The sequence below is a fragment of the Bacteroides fragilis NCTC 9343 genome (assembly GCF_000025985.1).
In the GTDB taxonomy this organism is placed as follows: Bacteria; Bacteroidota; Bacteroidia; order Bacteroidales; family Bacteroidaceae; genus Bacteroides; species Bacteroides fragilis.
On the sequence record NC_003228.3, the window covers coordinates 3883988 to 3905537 of the forward strand.

Annotated in this window: 13 protein-coding genes; 3 read left to right on the top strand and 10 right to left on the bottom strand. The window is 40.1% G+C overall.

What is annotated here, in order from left to right; genetic code table 11:
* Positions 1-93 precede the first annotated feature (93 nt).
* The 3 genes from BF9343_RS15900 to BF9343_RS15910 are packed head-to-tail and all read right to left on the bottom strand — an operon-like array spanning position 94 to position 1863.
* The gene (locus BF9343_RS15900) at positions 94-732 is read right to left on the bottom strand and encodes an HAD family hydrolase (RefSeq protein ID WP_010993358.1); all 639 of its coding nucleotides are present in this window, start codon (positions 730-732) and stop codon (positions 94-96) included.
* Positions 710-1333, bottom strand: coding sequence for a sugar O-acetyltransferase (locus BF9343_RS15905; RefSeq protein ID WP_010993359.1), 624 nt, complete (start codon positions 1331-1333; stop codon positions 710-712). The genes BF9343_RS15900 and BF9343_RS15905 overlap by 23 nt, the downstream gene beginning before the upstream one ends.
* A gap of 20 nt (positions 1334-1353) precedes the next feature.
* Positions 1354-1863 carry a nitroreductase family protein gene (locus tag BF9343_RS15910; protein ID WP_005790192.1) on the bottom strand — a complete coding sequence of 170 codons (510 nt, stop codon included), beginning with the start codon at positions 1861-1863 and terminating at the stop codon, positions 1354-1356.
* Positions 1864-1975: 112 nt separating this feature from the next.
* Between BF9343_RS15910 and BF9343_RS15915 the strand changes: the two genes are divergently transcribed.
* Entirely contained in the window at positions 1976-2815 is an 840-nt protein-coding gene (locus BF9343_RS15915; RefSeq protein ID WP_010993360.1) for an AraC family transcriptional regulator, read from the top strand.
* A 33-nt stretch (positions 2816-2848) separates the two neighbouring features.
* Here BF9343_RS15915 and BF9343_RS15920 read toward each other — a convergent pair whose 3' ends face one another.
* A complete protein-coding gene (locus BF9343_RS15920; protein ID WP_010993361.1) occupies positions 2849-6907 on the bottom strand; it encodes a hybrid sensor histidine kinase/response regulator transcription factor in 4059 nt (1352 codons plus the stop codon).
* 215 nt (positions 6908-7122) lie between these two features.
* Positions 7123-9072 (bottom strand): glycoside hydrolase family 97 protein, encoded by a 1950-nt coding sequence (locus BF9343_RS15925; protein ID WP_010993362.1) that lies wholly within the window; start codon positions 9070-9072, stop codon positions 7123-7125.
* Between the two features lie 219 nt (positions 9073-9291).
* On the opposite strand from BF9343_RS15925, the gene BF9343_RS15930 reads away from it, so the two are divergent.
* Positions 9292-11256 carry a sialate O-acetylesterase gene (locus BF9343_RS15930; protein WP_010993363.1) on the top strand — a complete coding sequence of 655 codons (1965 nt, stop codon included), beginning with the start codon at positions 9292-9294 and terminating at the stop codon, positions 11254-11256.
* A 113-nt stretch (positions 11257-11369) separates the two neighbouring features.
* Here the strand turns inward: BF9343_RS15930 and BF9343_RS15935 are convergent, their stop codons facing one another.
* The 5 genes from BF9343_RS15935 to BF9343_RS15955 all read right to left on the bottom strand — a co-directional run bounded on the left by BF9343_RS15935 (position 11370) and on the right by BF9343_RS15955 (position 20418).
* The gene (locus BF9343_RS15935) at positions 11370-12962 is read right to left on the bottom strand and encodes an MGH1-like glycoside hydrolase domain-containing protein (RefSeq protein ID WP_010993364.1); all 1593 of its coding nucleotides are present in this window, start codon (positions 12960-12962) and stop codon (positions 11370-11372) included.
* A gap of 5 nt (positions 12963-12967) precedes the next feature.
* Complete coding sequence (locus BF9343_RS15940) at positions 12968-13954, bottom strand: glycoside hydrolase family protein (RefSeq protein WP_010993365.1); 987 nt, start codon at positions 13952-13954, stop codon at positions 12968-12970.
* Positions 13955-14046: 92 nt separating this feature from the next.
* Positions 14047-15912, bottom strand: a complete 1866-nt coding sequence (locus BF9343_RS15945; RefSeq protein WP_005790207.1) for a RagB/SusD family nutrient uptake outer membrane protein — start codon at positions 15910-15912, stop codon at positions 14047-14049.
* A gap of 20 nt (positions 15913-15932) precedes the next feature.
* Positions 15933-19088, bottom strand: coding sequence for a SusC/RagA family TonB-linked outer membrane protein (locus BF9343_RS15950; RefSeq protein ID WP_005790209.1), 3156 nt, complete (start codon positions 19086-19088; stop codon positions 15933-15935).
* A gap of 130 nt (positions 19089-19218) precedes the next feature.
* Entirely contained in the window at positions 19219-20418 is a 1200-nt protein-coding gene (locus BF9343_RS15955; protein ID WP_010993366.1) for a glycoside hydrolase family 76 protein, read from the bottom strand.
* 585 nt (positions 20419-21003) lie between these two features.
* On the opposite strand from BF9343_RS15955, the gene BF9343_RS15960 reads away from it, so the two are divergent.
* Positions 21004-21546, top strand: a complete 543-nt coding sequence (locus BF9343_RS15960) for a GNAT family N-acetyltransferase (RefSeq protein WP_010993367.1) — start codon at positions 21004-21006, stop codon at positions 21544-21546.
* Positions 21547-21550: the final 4 nt, after the last annotated feature.

Sequence of the window (21550 nt, forward strand, 5' to 3'; positions counted from 1 at the left end):
AAAATAAAAAACGTTGTGAATCATCTTTCGCAACGTTTTTTATTTATCTCCACAAACTATATTAGTAACCTTTTTATGGTTCAAACTAGTACTTCAACAAAGTAGAAAATCCCGTAATAACCGAACTGAACTAAAGACATAACCGGAATTATATTTTTCTAACTGCTCACAGTCTGTCGATGCAGCCCATGCCGCTGACAAACACTGTATCTTTACGAAATAGCATGCCTCGATATCAGAAACCGCATCTCCTACATATATCATTTCATTCGACTTAAAGCCATAATATAATAATATGTCCTTCATTGCTTCTGATTTTCTGTTCTTTTCAGAAGAGCCGGTTTCTATTCGGTCAAAACACCCATCCATACCAAATTGTTTCAATGTAATATCACAACTTCTTATACCTTTCCCCGTAATAAGAACTACTATTACATTTCTTTCATGTAATTGCCCGATCAATGTTTTCATCCCTTCAAATGGCTTGGGACATAAAATGGCATGCATTTCTTCATAAATTACATAGAAATCATTTAATGCCTTCTCCCGACTATCACCGTAAACCACTTGATTGATCATACCTTCTTCATTTAATCCGAAGGTCCGCGCTATCTCGTCATCTGATAGTTCATGATCTACATAAGGAGTAGTCGCCTCTCTGAATGCTGCTAAACATAGCGGAATAGTATCTCCTATCGTACCATCCAGATCAAAAGCTACCAGCCGGATCATAATTTTCAGATTTATTGATTTGACGAATCACCCTACATGGGTTTCCAACAGCCAGACTGTTTGCAGGAACATTTGTGGTAACAACACTTCCGGCACCAATAACACTTCCCTTACCAATAGTAACCCCGGGCAATATAATAACTCCACCACCGATCCAGCAACCATCTTCAACAGTGACCGGAAGGGCAAATGTATGACGGACATATCGAACTCCCTCCGGTGCCTCAACAGGTGTTAACCGTTCATTCAAATCAATGGGATGCGTTGCCGTATAAATCTGGACATTAGGAGCAATCAGTACATTATTACCAACTGTAATCTTATTGCAATCGACAAACACACAGCCCATATTTACCGTAACATTATCACCAATATGAATATTACATCCATAATCGCAGAGAAAAGAATGTCCTACGGAAACCTCTGTTCCGATACTACCGAACATTTCTTTCAGAATCGCATATTTTTCTTCTTTTTGTTCATAAGACAGTGAATTGTATCTCATCAACAAACGGTGAGTTTTTCCTTTTAGTTCTAGAAAAACCGGAGCATGGCAATCATACCATTCACCGGCCAAGCATTTCTCCATCTCTGTTTTCATTCGTTCCCTCCCATGCGGATTTATAAGAAAGTAACAATTTCATCCTTGTCCTTTCGGGTAGTAAAATGATCAGGTTGCTCTTGGATATATCCCAATGATACAATAGCTACCGGATATCTTTCGGACGACAGCCTGAAATTAGCTTTAAACAATTCCGGATCAAAGTTGCACACCCAACAACTTCCCAGCCCTATTTCGGCTGCGGCTAAACAGATATGCTCTGTAGCAATAGCAGCATCGATATCCGCATGATTTTTGTTATCGGATTTACGTACCCATGCTATCGATTTATCGGCACAAACAACAATGTATACCGGTGCCCGTGCGAACCATTCTCTATTATAACATTGCCGTAAATTCTGTTTTTGTTCTTCACTGACCACCACCATGAAATGCCAAGGCTGATAATTAACTGCAGAAGGAGCTAAACGGGCACATTCAATGATATAGTCGATTTTATCCTGTTCGACCCTGTCTGACTTATAATTTCTCACCGAGAAACGTTTTTTTGTAAGTTCTAAAAAGTTCATATCCTATCAATTTTTAATATTTAAAGCAAAGTTATACCATTTTTAGGTCTATTATTATGTATTACTTTTCGTTATATCGGTAAAATTACGTTTTTTAGACTATATTTGTCTTATGAAAAGAGAAAACTTACATCAACCGTTTGAGATTAGTTTCAGTGAGTTTGACGAGTCAATGCTAAAAGAACACGACCATACTTTTTTTGAGTTGGTCTACATCTTATCGGGTACAGGTATCCAATGGATTAACAATAATAAATTTTCTTATCACGGCGGACACCTATTTATGATAACTCCCGGAGACTCACATTCATTTGAAATACATTCCACTACTAAGTTTATCGATATTAAGTTCAATGATATCTACATTCATTCCGCTGTTTTCGGTACAGAAAACATAAAACGATTAGAATTTATCTTACAGCATGCCAACCACCAACCTGGCTGTATTTTACGAAATCGAACAGACAAACTACTCGTAAAACCTATGATTGAAGCCATCATCAGGGAATACGTCAATAGAAACTTATATAGCAAAGAAATCATAACGCAACTGATAAACACCATAATAATAGTCGTTGCACGCAATATCGCCATGTTTCTGCCTGAACAAGTCAATGAATGCTCCGAAGAGAAATCACTCGGTATACTGCAATATATCCAGACCTACATTTATCAATCCGAGAAAATCAAAACGAAAGCTATCAGTCAACATTTCGGCATTTCAGAGAATTATTTGGGACGTTACTTTAAAAAACACACAAACGAAACAATGCAACAGTACATACTGAATTATAAACTGAAACTGGTAGAAAACAGATTATTGCATAGTGAAATGAGAATCAGTGAGATTGTAGCAGAATTAGGCTTCACCGATGAAAGCCATTTAAATAAACTATTTAAAAAATACAGAGGTTGCAGCCCCACAAATTTCAGAAAGAATAATGCAGTATAGCCCCAATAATAAGTTATACAAGTTTCAGACGCCCTATTCGTCTGATATCTTCTCCTTCTTTACATTTTCCTTTTGTTGCTCTCTATACTGTCGCGGAGGCATGCCATACCTTTTCGAGAACAGTTTATAGAATGTTCCGCGGTTGTTGAATCCGGTCTGGTCCATAATCTCTTCAATAGTAAGATTCTTGGCTATTAACAGTCGTTCTGCCATTGTTAGACGGTATTCCTTAATGATATCAGCAGGAGACTGTTCGGTTATCGGTTTTAGTTTCCGGTAGAACTGGCGGGTACTATACCCCATCTCACTACTTAGCAATTCCATTTGTAAATCGGGATTTGCAATATTCTTCTCTATAATCTCGAGCATTTTATCCAGGAACTCCTGATCTTCTTTATGTATACAATTGCCATGTTCCATAGTGAAGGAACTGAAAATAGAGCTATAATATTCTTTCAAGTCTGCCTCCCGTTTGATGAGACGATAAACGATTTTCTCCAGATACTTCACGTTAAAAGGTTTGGTAACATAGGCTTCTGCTCCTGACTCGATGCCCTTTACCTGATCGTCTTCGTGATGTAGGGCGGAAAGGAGGATCAGTGGAATGTGACTCCATAATTTGTGTTGCTTTATCTTCTGAGCAAACGATAGTCCATCGATACCGGGCATCATGACGTCTGAAATAATTAAGTCGGGTTGCTTCTGCTCCAGACTGCTCAATGCATCTTTTGCATTATCAAAAGAGCGCACATTGTATTTGTCTGCAAAAAGTTCTGAAACGAACCATAACATGGAATTATCATCATCAATAACCATGATGGTCCGTTTACCCGTATCAAACTCTATGGCAGTCTTTTCTAAAACAATAGGTTCCTCCGTAGCCGTATGTAATAGTCCGGTTTCATAAGTAGTTTGTGTAGTTTCCCGTTCAGTTATGGGAAGATTGGGCAAGGTAACGGTGAATGTTGTCATTTCATAGAGAACACTATTTACGCTGATTTCCCCATTCAACTGCGTAATCATGCTCTTACAAATAGCTAATCCAAGTCCTGTACGAGAATTCTTACCGTTCATCTCAACAGAATCCAATATTTTATAACGATCGAATATTTTGGATAAATTTTCTTTGGCTATCCCTTTTCCAGAATTGGATATACAAAAAATTAACGACTGGTTTTCCACTTTCAACTCTATTGTGATAATTCCTTTGTCGGGCGTGTACTTAAAAGCGTTGGATATTAAATTGCTGACAATCTTATTAAAGCAACTGATATCCGTATTCCATTCAATGCCCGGAGAAATATGCAACTGATAATTCATTTCTTTATTTTCAGCCAGTTCTTCGAAAGATTCCGCTATGCTTCTAACCTTTTCCGACACGGATAACTGTTGAATAGAAAGTACTTTATTGCCGGTTTCCAATCTGCGAAATTCAAGTAACTCTAAAATCAGATTATTCAGTTTTTCAGTATTTTGTTGTATCATCTTTGCATACTTCTGAGTGTATGCGTCAATCTCCGGATTGGCAAGTATCTTCTCACAAGGACCATAAATCAAGGTCAGTGGCGTACAGAATTCATGAGTGATATTAGTGAAAAAACGCAATTTTGATTCGTAGATTTCTTCTTTCTTCTCCCGGTTCATCTTGTCCAACATACGGTGTTGTTTGCGACGGTATATATAAATGAGCCTATATATCCCTGCAGTGCACAACAGTGCAAATAGAATGAAATATACCATATAGGCCAGCGGACTGAGATACCACGGCGGAGTGATACGGATAATGACGGACTGTGTTTGGCTTTCTTGCCCGTTTATATTGTTTTTGTATTTTACTAATAAAGAATATTCACCCGGAGCAAGATTAGAGAAAATAGCGCTGGTGGATGTTCCGTTTTCTATCCATTGGTTGCTCATTTCTTCAAGCTTATAATAAAAAGAATAGTTGTTGCCATTGATGTAATCAATAGCCATAAAATTTAGCTGAAAGAAGTTCTGACTGTAATCCAGTTGAAGGATTGTTTTACCCTCCTTTTCATAAAGAAACTTATGAATATTGTGTTCTTTGCCAAAGATAGACAGTCCTTTCAGGGTGATTTGCGGCATATACTCTTCGGTGATACAGTCATTTGTCTGAATGGAAATAAAACCATTTGTACCTCCAAAAAACAGTGTTTCCGAAACGACATCTTTATAGAAAGCACCATCACTGAACTCGGTGATTTCCAATCCATTTCCACTGTTATAGGTTTGCCCTGTACGAGTCTCGGGGTTGAAACGTATCAATCCCTGGTTGGTACTCAACCAAAGATCGCCTTGGTGGTCCTCTAAAACTCCGTGTACAGTGTTATTTAAAAACAAGTCCGCTTTCGTATATAAGGAATCATCTTGTTCAAGATACAACAACCCCGAGCTAGTTCCTAACCAATAACCTTTTGCGTTTTTGTAAATAGCAAAAATGTCGTTAGCTGTCTGACTGCTTACAATACTGTCAAAACGATGCGGAATCATTTCCCCTGTCTCTACATTCATGCGGTATGCACCGCAACCACGATTGCCAAACCAAAGTATGGAGTCGTTTTCCTGGTAAGAAGTAAAGAAATAGTTCGAAGCCATACGCCCGTTATCAATAACAGTACGGGAAGCAGATTTTACAGTAGGAGTAGCAGTAGAAGCATCAAAGATAACTTTTACAATGCCTTCACCTACCGTAGATACCCATAAGGTCGTATCATTCGGTTGTTTTATAGAATGCACATACTTCACTTTTTCTCCATTGGCAATGATAGGCAGTTCTTTTAATTGCCTGCTTAAGTACGAATAATAATTAATTCCATTTTCGGTTCCGATCCACAATTTATCTTTGCATCCGGGAGCAAAACAATAGACGGAATTATCTGCCAGCGCACTATTATATGGTGTAATCCGATCAGACGACATAGGCATACTGTTATCCGGAGTATACTTTTTAATGCGGAGTATCCCACTTCCTTTGGTTCCTATCCAAAGCGTTTGCTCCTGATCGTAGTAAAGAGCCCTAACCGGATTACTTATTTGATATACAGGAGTGTCTAAAAGAGTATTGGTAATAGAAAAGGTGTCATTATAATACATGTATACACCTTGTCCGTCTGTTCCTATCCATACAATATCTTGAAATTTATCTTTCATCAGACAGAAAATACCGGAATGTATTTCTGTTTTCTGTATCTGATATTTCATCTTTTGAGAGGACATATATTTTAGAACAATGAGACCACTGTTTTTGAAACCGATGTAGTAATCGTTTTTTTGCTTGATGATGGAAGATACTTCCCCATGCACTTCAATCTGACCTCTTAGGTCAGCTATATAGTATGCTTGCCGGTTATTAAAATCATATTCGTAAAGAGCGTAGGTTTCGTCAATAAAGTAAGCCATATCTTTCTCGGCAAAGGCATGGTATAATTTACACGAATGCGTAAAAAGATTCTTACGGGTTAATATCAGCCCCTGTTTTGTATTCTCAATACGATAACTTTGAGTCTCTTCATTGGAGGTAAATATCCATAAAATATTGTTTGAATCTACAGTCATAGAGAGTACATGGCTAAATTCAAGATTGGGAATCTCCAATCTATTGAAAGATTGTGCTTCTCGCTGATAATAATAAAGATAGCCATCATCTTTCAGAATAAAAAGCATGTCATCCTTATTGTTAGCCATAAAGTATTGCCCTTTGAATTCAGTGAAACTCTGACTGGTCTGTTGCTTGGTATCTAAGCGATTCAATCCATAATTAGTCTGCACCCATAATATATCCTTCTCCGATTCGATGATTTGATTTATCAAGTTTCCGGAAAGTAAGGTTTTGGAAGAGTTTATTGGGGTATACAAATGTATGTCGGTTCCATCAAAGATATTCATGCCATCGCAAGAGCCGATCCAAATGATGCCCCGATCATCCTGATGAAGAGAGAGAATAGCACTATTTGAAAGACCAGCTCTATTGGAAAATTGTCTCAAACTGTATGCATGAACCTCCAAAGGCAGGCAAAATAGTAAGCAAAGAAAATACAGTAGTGACAAGTATGTTCGATAAATGTATTTCATGTTAGATATAATGCATTAGTGGGTTCACAAAGATAATACATGCCGGACAAATAATTCTCAAGTGCATGATAAATGTTTTCTCCCGAAGAGATTGCCATTTCTATCAAAATAGTATCCGAATCCGGACTTGCTCCACAACTTCTCCCTGCAAAGCAATATGAAAGGAGAGAAATGATGCAACCAGTCCGGATTGGATAAAGATCGAGATAGGATTATCACTCAATGACAGAGGCAAATCCTCCGTTACGTGCCAGACGCACTATTATTTTATCTCCTTTTTTAAGAGTATATTCTTTTTTTCTGTAATCCATAGCTTGTCGGTTAGCATTAACCCCATCCTCAAAAGAAGTCATCCGATAAGATTGTCCTTCTTTCAGGAAGTCAAAATCCAATTCAAAGGTTCTCTCTTGCTGTCGGTTGTTAGTCATGCCACCGATATACCACTTATCTCCTTTACGTTTTGCCACAATCACATATTCCCCAGCCTTAGCTTTCAAAGCAATGGTTTCATCCCATGTCTGCGGGACTTGAGTAATATATCGGGTACATTCGTCATTGCGATAGTAAAGTGTAGGATTGTCCGCCATCATCTGCAACCCACTTTCGAAAATAACAAATAAAGCCATTTGGTAAGCTCGTGTACCTATACTGGCTGAATTAGGACGTTCGGAACAATAAATTTCCGGTTGCATACTAAGCATGGCACCCGGCGTATAGTCCATTGCACCAACCGCATTTCTCATAAAAGGCAAATATATGCTGTTGTCCGGTCGACATCCACCCATTTGTTCCATTCCTCTTACGCCCTCATAAGACAATACATTCGGATACTTATATTCCAATCCGGCAGGCTTAAATGCCCCATGAAAATCGACAAACAGATGGTGCTTGGCAGCCTCTCGGGCTACTCTTTCATAATAATTCACCATCCACTGGTCACTTCTGTCCATGAAGTCGATTTTGACTCCCTTCACACCCCATTTCTCGAAAGTCTCAAACAGCCCGAAATTGTTTTCTACAGTGAGCCATGTCAACCAAAGCACAATGCCTACATTTTTTTCTTTGCCATAACGAATGAGTTCATGCACATCTACCGCAGGATTTGGTGTATAGGGATCACGGGTACTCATAGCCCAGCCCTCGTCCATAATAATATATGGTATACCATAATTAGCAGCAAAATCAATAAAATATTTGTAAGTATCGAGATTGCATCCTGCTACAAAATTAACATCCGGTCCGTAGGGAGTAGCACCGTTCCACCATTCCCAGCTTGCCAATCCGGGCTTAATCCAGGAAGTATCTTCCAATATGTTCTTTTCGGCCAATCTATAAGACATCGTATTCTCAATGAGTTGGCTATCTTCTGTACTAATGACAAAATAGCGCCAAGGGAAATTACGCTTTCCACTGGTTTGTGCTATATAGTCGGCTTCTTTCAGTATTTTGACACTCCGATCACCGTCTTCTCCAAATTCAAGAGGTACTTTGGGAAATACAGAAACCATACCATTGCTGCCATTACTTTTCAGAAAAACAGCCGGATAATCGGTTAGTGATGTTTCACTGATTAATATCTTACTTCCTTTTTGAGTATCAATCAGAATTGGCAATAAAGCCATTGAGGCAGATGATTTCCATTCTTTGCTATACAAATGGGTATATTCTTCTTCATAAGCCGTTTTAAAACTTCCGGACTGTTGCATGTGTAGCAAATAATTACCAGGGAAGTTCACTTGGAGGGTCTCATTCTTCACATTGATCATTCCTTTTTTATTGGTTATAAAACGGTAGGCAATTCCGTCATTGAAGGCACGAAACTCTACGGAATAACCTCCTTTGAAGTCTAGAAGAAGTTGGTTGTACCGATTACTTACAGACGAAAATTTCAATGGAATAACAGGCTTTAAAGACTCGTCTATATTCTTATGGCTTACTTTAGTCATTTTAGGATTCGTTCCCAATTCCTGGTCACCGATTTCCATTGCAAGGTGACACTGCTTTAACAATGTCTCATTCCGGCAAATGACATCGTAGTAGATTTTATCTGAAAGATTCACTGAAATCTGAATATTCCCATCCGGCGAAGCCAGCTTATGTATGTTCTGTCCCTGAACATACAAAGAAATACTGAAAATTAATAGCAGCAGTAATTGTTTTTTCATACTAAATGATGTGTTTTAAAGTTTTATTATTTGCAAAATTAGCACATAAATAGAACATTCTGTTCTGCATTTGTGACATATATGTATCCATTTATGTCATTATGGGTTCTATATACTTTAATGTCATGTATTTGGGTGCGTTTTTAAGTATAGATTTCTATCTTTGTACAAATGAATAAAACTAAAATAATGTGTATATCAAAGTAAAAACTAAAGGGTATGAAAAACAAATGTATGCTAGTTGTAATTTTACTGATCTTGTCAGGTACAGCATTTGCAAAAATTGTACTGCCACCTATTTTCTCTGATAATATGGTGTTGCAGCAACAAACCAATGCTCCCATTTGGGGTGAAGCGCAGCCTATGAAAACTGTAAAAGTAACCACCTCATGGGATGGGAAGACGTATGCGGTTCAGGCTGATAAAGCAGGAAAATGGAAAGTAACTGTTCACACGCCTGTTGCCGGAGGACCATACGAGATTGCCTTGACAGATGGTAAGAAAGTAAATTTAAAAAATGTGATGATTGGCGAAGTATGGATATGTTCGGGACAATCGAATATGGAAATGCCATTAGGGGGATGGGGAAAGATTACAAATTACCAGAAAGAAATTGCAGAAGCCGGACACTCTAATATACGACTTCTGCAAATAGAACAAATCAACAGTACCCAACCGGAAACGAATATAAAAGTCCGCAATGACAGTTGGCAGGTTTGTTCACCGATAACCATCCCTGAGTTTTCTGCTACGGCTTATTTCTTTGGCAGAGAAATCTCAGAGAAACAAAATGTTCCGGTTGGCTTGATACATACTTCTTGGGGAGGCACAAACGTTGAATCCTGGATAAGTGGAGAAGTCTTGAAGGAGATGCCGGAATTTGTGAAAACAGTGGAGTCCATTCAGAAGATGCCGAATGATAAGAAAATACTCAAAGCAGAATATTTAAAGGAGCTCACTGCCTGGAATAACCGTGTGGACGAAGGTTTTGCTGAAGGAAAACCGGTAAGAGCTGCTGCATCATTAGATGACAAAGATTGGGAAAGTATGAATTTCCCGGGTGAAGTGGGTCCACAATTGGCCGGCTTTGATGGAGTTATGTGGGTTAGAAAAGAAATCGAAATTCCCGCTAGTTGGGCAGGTAAAGATGTACAACTATCCCTGGGGGCTATTGATGATAATGATATTACTTATTGGAATGGAATAGAAATAGGCCGTACAGATGGGCCGACTCTTCAACGCAAATACATCATTCCGGAAAAAATGGTAAAGGCTGGAAAAGCAATATTAGCCATTCGAGTCTTGGATACAGGTGGTAACTGTGGCATTTGGGGAGACCTTTATCTTCGCTCTACAAATGATGAACAGATTAGTCTGTCCGGTAATTGGAAATATCAGGTTGCTGCGGATACTCATAAGGTAGGGGCACTTCCGGTAGACAGATCCGTAGATCCCAATTTACCGACTTCCCTTTATAATGCAATGATTCATCCACTGATATCTTATGGTATTCGAGGAGCAATTTGGTATCAGGGTGAGAATAATTCTTCCAGAGCCTATCAGTATCGGGAACTTTTCCCATTGGTAATAGAGAATTGGCGCCGGGATTGGAAACAGGATTTTCCATTCTATTTTGTGCAACTGGCCAATTTTATGCATGAAGTTTCCCAACCGGCAGAATCAGAGTGGGCAGAGCTTCGTGAAGCACAAATGCGTGCATTGGCAGTAGGCAATACCGGTATGGCTGTAATAATAGACAGAGGTGACGCCAACGACATTCACCCTAAAGATAAACAAACCGTAGGACATCGACTGGCTTTGATTGCCCGTGCCAAAACATATGGGGAAAAACTGCCTTATTCCGGCCCGATCTATCGCTCCCATCAGATTGTAGGAAATAAGATAATTCTTTCTTTTGATCATACCGATGGTGGATTGAAAAGTAGCGATGGCAAGGAGTTGAAAGGCTTTGCTATAGCCGGGCGCAATCATGAATTCCATTGGGCCAAAGCTGAGATAGACGGAGACAAAATTATAGTCAGTGCACCTGAAGCGGTACCTTATCCGGTTGCTGTGCGATATGCTTGGGCCAATAATCCGGTCTGCTATTTGTATAATGGAGCAGGACTTCCGGCTTCACCTTTCCGAACAGATGACTGGAGAGGAATTACACAAAAGGATTAATTGTTCTCATAAAATACCCTCATCCTTTGTCACTGTTAAACGAAAGGTATGAGGGTATTTTGTAAATGCTGATATATGGTCTCCAAGGGTATCCTGAATGTTACATAAATAAATTACCGGATTACTACTTTCTGCACCCTTGTCGTATGGGATAAACATTTATCGTCCACGTAAACTATAAAACCTTTTCCCCTACCATATTTTTTCCCTTTCTTATCAAAAATAATGGTAATGGTTTTGCCTTGGCAATATACATTATCCAAACAAAAATAGTCCCAACATCCATCAGGAACAAGAGGGTTTATGATAATACTTCCATCTTCCTGCGGACGAACTCCCATTAATCCTGAAATAATCAAATTACAAAAAGAAGAGTGGTTATAATCTTTCCCTCTTTCTACACCACCTTTAGAATCATCCCAAGTTCCGTTTTTCCATGATTTCAGGCGAGTCCTCGATATCCAGTCTCCCGTATAGGGATTGATATTTTCATCAATCCAACAAATCGTATCGTTATTGACTGATAAAATACGATGACTATTACTGTATATGTTCAAAAGACTTAAATAATCTTTTTTAGTGATGATGGGAGAATCATAACTATTGAAATAGTTAGCCATTGCTGCCAGTGTCATGGAAGTCAAATAGGGCCAGCTGGGACCATTCCATTGACATTCGTGTCCTTCGTATGAAATCTTGAAATCAGGGCAACGCTGTTCTACAGTAGTTGGGCCATAGGCTGCTTCAAATCCCTTGGAATCAAATAGTTGTTTCCATGCTATGGAATAGTTATCCGGCGGTATATTATAGAACCAGGGAATGTATCCAAGAAGTTCACGTGCATAAGAGAATTCCATCTTGCCATTTAGAGGTATAACCTTATAGAAATCAGCCTGTTTATCCCATAGCCTCCGGTTTATTATTCCTTTTAACTTATCAGCCTTCTTCTGATAGGTCCGGGCTTCCATGTCACGATCTACTATTGAAGCTATTTTTGCCAACGCAACAGCCTCACCGTACATATAGCTGTTAATGGTAGGACGATAACCACGTCCACCTTCTGACAAATGTCCGGAAACAGACATCTCCATTCCATCCCTGTCGTCAACCTGCCAGAACATTCCAGTCGAATCCCGCTTTTCTTCTTCCCACTTTGCAAAGTTATCTTTTAGCTTGGGATACAAATCGGCCAGTAGCATTTTATCATTGTGAATTAAATAGTAATTGTAGATAGCGTCTGCAGCCCCAAAGCTGTATAGCCTCGGATTCCCGCTACCAGAAAACCAGAAAGAAGCATAATCAGATAAAATTTCAGCGTTTCTCAGCCACCGGCCCTCGTAGAAATGATGGTTAGCCGCACAACTGATGGTATTATACTTTCCGGACCAAGGAACATCCGGCAAGAATTCAGTAATAACGAACCCGTCAGGAGTCTTCTTTATATGCTTTCTATAGGTCCACCATCGAAAATAATATGTTTTCTCCAACTCCTTATCCGGACACTCAAAAAATGGAATATTCTTTCTTAAAAAATCAGATGCACCACAGTTAGGGATATCTTGTTTATACAATTCATTATCTTCACGATTGAATTGATTGACGTAAGACTCGATTACTTCCGGAGCATCTTTAATGAGGAAGTTTTGCCCCTGCATGTGCAGGGGCAAAACTATACCTAAAGCTATAAATAACTTCTTTATTTGCATATAGCTTAGAAATTTAAGTCATGATTGTCATAAATAGCCAAACCAATCTGTTCCAAATGTTCATTCCGCCCATTGTACCAAAGCATCCAGCAGTCTTTCTCTTGAATGGCAAATGGCTTGTAAGTGGCACTGGCATCCCACCCACCTTCCGTAGGAGAAATGATTGGGTTTTCGGAGTATCTTTCCCAATCATTGATTCCGTCTTTGGAACGTGCCATTCCTATCTGCGCAAAATTAATGTCATAGAAACCGATATAAAACATTAAATAATCATTTTCGCGTTCTATCACCTGACATGCGGTAACCTTATGCTGTTCCCAACTTTGTGCAGGATCGGCTTTAAATATCGGATTTTTGTCCCATTTAGTCCAATGTAACCCGTCTTTACTCGTTGCATAACCGATAGCATCGGGTTCATATTGTTCTCCTCCGGAATACCACATTTTAAAAATATTCTCGTGTTTATCCCAAATTACATGAGGACACATGACCGCAACTTTCTCCCAAGGCTGTTCCGCTGACAAGACCGGTTCTTTGCTTTGCCGTTCAAAGTTATAGCCGTCTTTACTTATAGCATATCCAATCCATGACTTACCGTCATTTTGTCCCGTATACCACATGTGATACAGTCCGTCTTTGTAAACAACAACCGGACGATTCATATCAGCCTCCCAACTACTGCCTTCAACAGGTGGCAAAACTATTTGCGGCGCACTCCAATTTTTTCCATCTTTACTTGTGGACAATGCAATACTTTTTTGGGGGCGCCAAGAACTGTACATCTTATAAGAGTCATTATCTTTCAGTACACAAATATCGAATACCGTACCTAAATCGCCACCACCCAAGACAGGATTATTTTCATATTTTACCCATTTTCCTGTGGCCTCCTCTTTTTGTGTTGTTTTCTTTGGGGAGGTAGTGCAACTACAAATTCCGATGATGACGGTAAGGCTAATCAATGTCTGAATTACATTTTTCTTCATGTTCATTTTCTGTTTTTTACCTTTGCTTTTCCCCCTCCCTACAGACAGGGAAAAACAAAGGTATGGATATTACATTAAATTTTTAACTTTAACTATTACTATTTTTCCCAGCCGGGATTTTGTTTCAAGTCAGGATTCAACACCAATTGTTCAGTAGGAATCGGCTGAAGATACGCTTTTGTTGGGTCGAAATGAAAATGTCCGTCCGGAATGTGACGTTGATAAGGTTCAAAATAACCTTCACTGTCCACCCAGTAGTTGTCCTGATTACGTTCGGGACTCCAATGCCCCACCTTTTCCATGAAATCTGCCTTATTGATTGCGGCGGGAATGTGGAAGTCGTTTTGGAAATACTTCACTAACCAATCCAGGTTTTCAAACTGAGCAGCGTTTGCCCCCTGTATTCTATCGTGATTCCATAAGTGGTGGGCACGCCAACGCTTTAAGTCATCGTGGCGGTAACCTTCACATGCTAATTCTATACGGCGTTCACGTCGAATCTCCTGTAGCAGATTGGAAACCGGTACCCCCTCATAACCTCTTGCTGCCGTAAAGTCTCCCTTCGGATCGGTATAACCTACGGAAAGTGTGAGATGTGGCATACCTACCCTATCACGCAGTTTATTAATGGTAATGTCTAAATCATTCTGTGTGATGTTACCCAGTTCGGCTCTTGCCTCTGCATAAATCAGCAGTGCTTCAGCATAGCGAAAAATGATACTTCCTTTGATACTTCCCGAAATGGTCTCCTGTTCGTTGGCATCGGGATCAGCACCTTTGGCCAGTTCATATCCTGTGGAACACTTCTCTACACCGGAAAGGGTAATATTCGGCTTTATGAACACAACCGTTGTATCCTTCCCGTTGATAGTTCTCGGACGTCCGGGAGTAAACATTGTTTGTGCCAAGCGTGGGTCACGGTTGGCAACCACATTCAATAAATTAGTATCCCCTGCATAATTTTCGGCCAGGCTTATCGGCAATGCCTGTGTACCGTCTTCACTGATGCAGAGATAGGAATCAACCAATGCCCTGGTCAATCCTACACCGGCACCATTACGTCCGGGATTACGGTTATCATTGTGCCAAAATCCCAGTGAGCGATCAAATTTCTTCCATAGCATAATCTCCTTGCTGCTTGAATAGTCCCAACGGTTGAACAGTGTGTGATAGCCGTCTTCCACGCCCATGTTGTCCAAGTCAAACAACTGGCTGTCAATGACCAACTTCGCCATTCTGGCCGCTTCTTCCATATAAGCCTGTACATTTCCCTCTCCGGCGAAAGGCGTACCGGCATGATACTTTTCCCAAGTGGCTTCGAACAGGGCAATTCGTGCTTTGTATAGCATAGCTGCCTCTTTTGAGACACGTCCGGTCTCCTGCTGACTATATGTCGGTAATCTGTCTATGGCATCATCCATGTCATTCAGAATCTTATCAGCTAACTCGTGCCGCTTCAGGCGAGGGCCGTACAATTCTCCTGATTCAAGATCCAGTGTTTTATCAATCCAGGGAGCACCGCCAAACTTCCGCAGAAACTGTTCATAGTAGAGCATAGCTCTGAAGAAGTAAGCTTCACCAATGTATTTGCGGGCTTTTTCCGGTTCGGGAGACTTGTCACAGTTATCCAACAAAAAGTTGACACTGCGTATTTTTCCCCATTCAGTAGTTCCCCAGCCTTCGCCACTGGAAGGAACCTGGTGCAAACCTTCAATCAAGTCTTTGTTATCTTGATAATTGTCACTAAGCAGGTTATCCGAACCTCGGTCAATATGATAAATATAGTTGTTAGGCGAGCCCCAAAATGAGGTATAAAACTGATTTACGTACAGTTTGCATTCATCTGCCGTATAGGTCAGATTCACATCCGCAATCTGATCCAGTGGGTCTCTTGCCAACCAGTCTTCACAAGAAGAGATTGCCATGCCGGTAAATAGGCAAAGTGTATAGATTAACTTTTTCATCTTTTTGTATTTTTAGAGTTTTAGAATGTAACGTTAACACCAAAGGAAATTGACTTGGAGATGGGATATGCACCGCCCCACGGAGCTTCGGGATCAAAGTTCTCGTTAATACCGGAGAAAGTCAGCAGGTTATCTCCACTGAAGTAAATGCGTACTTTTTCCAGCCCTACCTTATTAATAATAGCTCCCGGTAACGAATATCCCAACTGAATGTTCTTCAGGCGGCAATAAGCACCAGTATCCATGTAACGGGTCTGTTTCTGCAAATTCTTACTGGTGCTCCACAAATAGAGTCTTGGTAACCATGGATCCGGATTACTTCCATCCTCACGCCAGCAGTCCAGTGTGTTTTTCCATACATTGGAACCCCATTGCCCACCTCCGAGTCCAAAGGCAACAGGACCTTCCAGCCATAAGTCACGTTTCATGGTTCCTTGTAAGAACATCGAAAAGTCGATACCGTTCCAGTCTGCATTGAAGCCAAAACCAAAATTATAGCGGGGGGTATCATTACCAATGATAGAGAGGTCTCCATGGTCTTCTAGCGTCTGATTTCCATCGTTAATGTTAGGATCATCATCCAGATTCACATACTTGATGTCACCTACAACCCAGTCACCACCAAACTTGTTCTGTACGCCAGAATCGTTAATGGCTTTCGCTTCAGCAGGATCGGTCATTATATGATCGGTGGTATATCCCCATATGGTCCCCATCTTCTTACCTACGTAGTAGTCATATATCAGCCCCTTGGGATTTGAATATTTCAAAACAGTTCCTTGGTAATCTGAAAGATTGAACGATACACTGTAGTTGAATGATTTGGATGCCAGCGAGAACTGGTCTCTCCATCCGAGTGTCAGTTCCCAACCCTCATTACGTATATCGGCATTGTTCGTATCAGGAGAGTTTACACCCAGCACGGCAGGCAAAGTGACACCCTTTGTAATAAGTCCGATAATATCTCTTCTGTACCAGTCGAACGACATAGTAAGCCGATTGTTCAGTGCGGCGATGTCAACGCCAAAGTCCAAAGTACGATTCTTCTCCCATGTATTATAGGCAATCATATTAGGAGCACCAAAGGCACTGATTCGTTTGTCACCCATAATATAATCGGTCGTAGCGTTATAAGGTACGGTAGAGATATATTGGTAATTTTTTCCCCGCATATTGCCCAATTCTCCCCAAGATCCTCTTAAACGTAATTCGGAAAGTATCGAAGTATAAGGTTCGAAGAAAGCTTCCTTAGCCACATTCCAACCGGCGGAAAAAGCTGGGAAAGTTCCCCACTGGTGTCCTTTGGCATAACGGGAAGAACCGTCTCTGCGCAGGTCGAACTCAAAGAGATAGCGGCTCTTGTAGTCATAGTTGAAACGACCGAAGAAACCGAGAGTAGCATAATGATCCAGAGAATCCCAGGCCTCTATCTTTCCTGTACTGGTAGAAATGGACGGTTGGCCCGGTAATACCATCCCCATTTTATTGGCATAAAGACCGAAGTTCTTCTTATATTCCGACTGCATACCGGCCATTATCTTGAAATTGTGTCCCTTGAACTCTTTTTCATACGTAGTATATGCATTCATTGATGTGAAGTCATCATTGTTAGATTCCTGCCATACACGCGTATCTTCAGTTCCAAATCCACCTTCAAGGTAAGGCTCGTTGCTCACCGAGTAGGAATAAATGAGACCTTTGGAGTAACTACGTTTGTTCATCCATTTGTTGTAGGTAAAGTCGGCATTGATAGTCCAACCTTTCAGTGGCTTGATGACTACGTTAGCAGTGCCCCAGAAGTTATCGGTGTATGAGGTCTGAGGATTGGCATCGGCAATGAATACCATACGTCCGGCCGGAGAGAAATGTCCATTGGGATCACGCACAGGAATAGTAGGCCACACTACTTGTGTCCAACCAATCATATCGTTGACACTGCCACCCGGATTCATGCCGTAAGCGGGAGATACACTCTTTTCGTGTGAATAACGCACATTCAAGCCCACGGTCAGCCACTTCGTCACGTCAGTCGTAATTTTGGCCAACGCATTGTAACGTTGATAATGATCATCGTAATATCTCAGTTTGCCTTCGTCTTTCAGATATCCCAGAGACATGACGTATGTAGTCTTGTCGCTACCACCCCGAATTGAGATGTTGTGTTGTTGGTTCAGCTGGTTATTCTTAAACATAGCTTTTTGCCAGTCTTCGTTGGCATTTGAACGTCCGTCTCCCCAATCAGCCCAACGGTCCGGATTATCTCGTTGCGGCACGTTGTTGGGAATACTGGTCGGATCATAGTAATATTTTTCAATACGCTCCATCGTCTCCAGGTCAATAATACCACTACCGCCCCCATTGATGTCAGCTTCTCTAAAAAGTCTGGAAAACTCCAATGAACCGGCTGTTTTGGGTAGTACGGTCGGACTGTTGAACGAAAAATTATTGTTATAATTGATGACAGTCTTTTCATTCTTCTTACCTGACTTAGTGGTAACCAATATCACACCGTAGGCAGCTTGTGCTCCATAGATAGCACTTGCAGCAGCATCTTTCAATACAGTCAACGTCTCAATGTCATTGGGATTCAAATCATCGAAATAACCGGTTACACCGTCTATGATAACCAATGGACTGTAGGTTGCGTCCAGTCCGGCATAACCTCGGATATTGAACGATGCCTTCTTACCCGGACCACCGTCTCCATTGGAGATATTCAAGTTGGCTACCTTACCCTGAAGTGCTGCGGCAGCATTAGTTACAGGACGGTCCTCAAGTTCCTTCGCCCCCACTGTGGCAATAGCACCCGTAAGGTTGGCTTTCTTTTGTACACCGTAGCCCACTACCACTACTTCGTCTAACAATTCCGTATTGTTCTCTAATGTAATATTTAGAAAATTACCAGTTACTTTTACTTCCTGAGATAAATAACCGATAAAAGATACCACAATAGTAGAACCTTTTACAGCGTCGATGGCAAAACTACCGTCTATACTAGTAATCACTCCGGTCGTGGTCCCTTTTACAACTACATTAGCACCAATTACAGGTTCGCCAATATTGTCTACAACCTTACCTTTTACTTGTATAGCCTGCTCTATGGCGGCCATCGCGTCCATACTTCCAAAAAGTAGCAATACCATTAGAGGTATTAGAATGTGTTTTTTTATTTTCATAATACTAACTTTGATTAAAAAGACATTTATTTTTCAACATCTGATAGTTCCTTGTTTATGTAAACAGGAAGAATGAGCTAGGAAGAGTTTTCTTTTGTCATACCAATTCTTTTTTAATAAGTGTTTATATTTATTTAGTTACTGCTAACCGAGCATACATCTCTACCATAGCAGCTTGCGTTAACAGCCACTTGCGGTCATCATGGGTTCTTCCACTGAAATCGATATCAAAAAGCCCCTTCTCATCACGCACATGTTCCCATGCATAATCCATGTTTTGATTGAAAGAGTTGATATATGTTTTATTATGGTCAGTTTGGTAGAGTTCAATGAACCCTCTCAGCATAACGGCAGTAAACCATACATCCCCCTTTTTAAGGAGTTTGAAAGGTTCCCCTTCTTCAGGTATAAAATTTATAAAAAAATAGTTATAACACGCTTTTGCTATATTTTGAGCATCCTTCAAAAAATGGCTACAACCGGTAAGTTGATATAATAAAGTGGCAGCCTGCATCATTTGTCCACTATTGTAGGCATATTTAGACTTATCAATTTTCCCATCCAAAGAGATATTGTCAAAGTATAAATAATCGGTTGAATCTTGCAGTTTTTTTTTAGTCCACTCATATAGTTCCTGCCCTTTTATCAGGTAAGAACTATCTCGGATAGCTTTGAACATTTTTAATGCGAACACCGATGCCGGTGCGTTAGAACATGTATTTTTAGATACTTTCTTTTGCTCACACCAATAGATACCTCCGCCTAATTTGTCATCTGCTCCACTCTCTATAAATTTCCAGATAAGCTGGGCTTTCTTCAGGTATTTTTCTTCTTTTGTATTTAGATAAGCATCTGTGAAGTCAATACCCAACCAGATATTATCATCGTAGAAGCGGTCGGATTGGGAAGCCGTGTTTATGTACGAGGCATAACCGGCAGGGCTTCTGCTGATATCTAAATATTTTTCAAGTCCCCGCAATACCTTGTTATCGAGTAATGTCTTATAGCTCTCATCCCCGGTTGCTGCCCATAGTGCATTTACAGCAGAAAATGTCCCGGAATAAGGCCATAAGTAAGAATATTGATTGGGGATTTCTTTTTGTTCTTCAGAAGCCAGATACGTGGCTGTGTAATTTCCTACATTGGAAGGATAATTCTCTCTTAACAGACAGGTTCCTGATACAGAATAATTTGCATATAAAGAATCAAGTGTTTGTGTAGCCCGTATCAGAGTTAAGCCACTATCTATAGTAGTTTGTTCTTGTGTATCGCATCCGGTCACAGTCAATGCACAAATGAAGATGATGAAAAGTACTTTTTTTGAGTTCATTGTCGCTCTGTTAGATTATTATTGTGTATCATTACTTTCTTTTAAAGAGGATATTTTTAAGATATCCTCTTTTCCTTTGTTTATAAAACCTCTTTCACCTAATCAATTTCTCTAATAACTACTGAAATCTGCCTGCAAAAGTATAAGATACACTGAAAGGTGTTTTATAAATCCATGACATAAAAGTATAGCTGTATCTTATGACATAAATTTGGATAATTATGTCCCGAAATCGTATAAGAAAAAGTGAGAAAAGAGAAAAAAAGATGATTTATGAAGAAGGAAAGAGAAAATTATATATTATCCATCAACAACCAAAGTACAATTCCGGTCAAACTTTGACGATTGGTAGAGCATCACTTTATCTCTTCCCCCGGTAGTATAATTAAGATCCGAAAGCAATTCATGTTATTTTGATCGCATTTCTTCTTTGGTAACGGGGATTTATTACATCGATTCCTGTTTTTTTGCCTCAAATATGATTAAGCAGATAATAAAAAATGAATAAATATCACCCATTGGAAATAAAATGCCATATTTGCACAATATTATATTCATTTTACCTAAAACAAATTATCAAATCCCATGCATACCACCATTTTAGAAACCGAACGTCTCCTTCTTCGTCCTTTCCGGGAAACGGATCTGCAAGAGCTCTTTGAATGTTGCCAAAACCCAAACTTAGGAAATAACGCCGGCTGGGAACCACATAAAAGTATCGAAGATTCCAAAGAGGTCTTGCATACTGTATTTATGGGAAATGAAGGAGTTTTTGCCATAATTCTCAAAGAAGATAATTCACTGGTGGGTTCTATCGGTATTATTACTGACCCCAAACGGGAAAATACCCGGACACGTATGTTGGGATACTGGCTGAAAGAGTGCCATTGGGGAAAAGGTATGGCCTCAGAAGCGACACGAACCATATTGGATTACGGATTTAACGTACTGGGATTGCATTTGATTTCAGCGAACTGTTATCCGCATAACACCCGTTCCCGACTTTTATTGGAACGGAACGGATTTGTATACGAAGGTATACTCCATGAAGCAGAAATGACTTATGACGGACATGTATACGATCATTTATGCTTTTATCAGAAAAAAGAAAGAGTGCCCATGGACTAAAAAG

Excerpts from the sequence above, each read along its gene's own strand:
- BF9343_RS15900 (WP_010993358.1), bottom strand. The coding sequence starts at position 732 with ATGATCCGGCTGGTAGCTTTTGATCTGGATGGTACGATAGGAGATACT.
- BF9343_RS15905 (WP_010993359.1), bottom strand. The coding sequence starts at position 1,333 with ATGAAAACAGAGATGGAGAAATGCTTGGCCGGTGAATGGTATGATTGC.
- BF9343_RS15910 (WP_005790192.1), bottom strand. The coding sequence starts at position 1,863 with ATGAACTTTTTAGAACTTACAAAAAAACGTTTCTCGGTGAGAAATTAT.
- BF9343_RS15915 (WP_010993360.1), top strand. The coding sequence starts at position 1,976 with ATGAAAAGAGAAAACTTACATCAACCGTTTGAGATTAGTTTCAGTGAG.
- BF9343_RS15920 (WP_010993361.1), bottom strand. The coding sequence starts at position 6,907 with ATGAAATACATTTATCGAACATACTTGTCACTACTGTATTTTCTTTGC.
- BF9343_RS15925 (WP_010993362.1), bottom strand. The coding sequence starts at position 9,072 with ATGAAAAAACAATTACTGCTGCTATTAATTTTCAGTATTTCTTTGTAT.
- BF9343_RS15930 (WP_010993363.1), top strand. The coding sequence starts at position 9,292 with ATGAAAAACAAATGTATGCTAGTTGTAATTTTACTGATCTTGTCAGGT.
- BF9343_RS15935 (WP_010993364.1), bottom strand. The coding sequence starts at position 12,962 with ATGCAAATAAAGAAGTTATTTATAGCTTTAGGTATAGTTTTGCCCCTG.
- BF9343_RS15940 (WP_010993365.1), bottom strand. The coding sequence starts at position 13,954 with ATGAACATGAAGAAAAATGTAATTCAGACATTGATTAGCCTTACCGTC.
- BF9343_RS15945 (WP_005790207.1), bottom strand. The coding sequence starts at position 15,912 with ATGAAAAAGTTAATCTATACACTTTGCCTATTTACCGGCATGGCAATC.
- BF9343_RS15950 (WP_005790209.1), bottom strand. The coding sequence starts at position 19,088 with ATGAAAATAAAAAAACACATTCTAATACCTCTAATGGTATTGCTACTT.
- BF9343_RS15955 (WP_010993366.1), bottom strand. The coding sequence starts at position 20,418 with ATGAACTCAAAAAAAGTACTTTTCATCATCTTCATTTGTGCATTGACT.
- BF9343_RS15960 (WP_010993367.1), top strand. The coding sequence starts at position 21,004 with ATGCATACCACCATTTTAGAAACCGAACGTCTCCTTCTTCGTCCTTTC.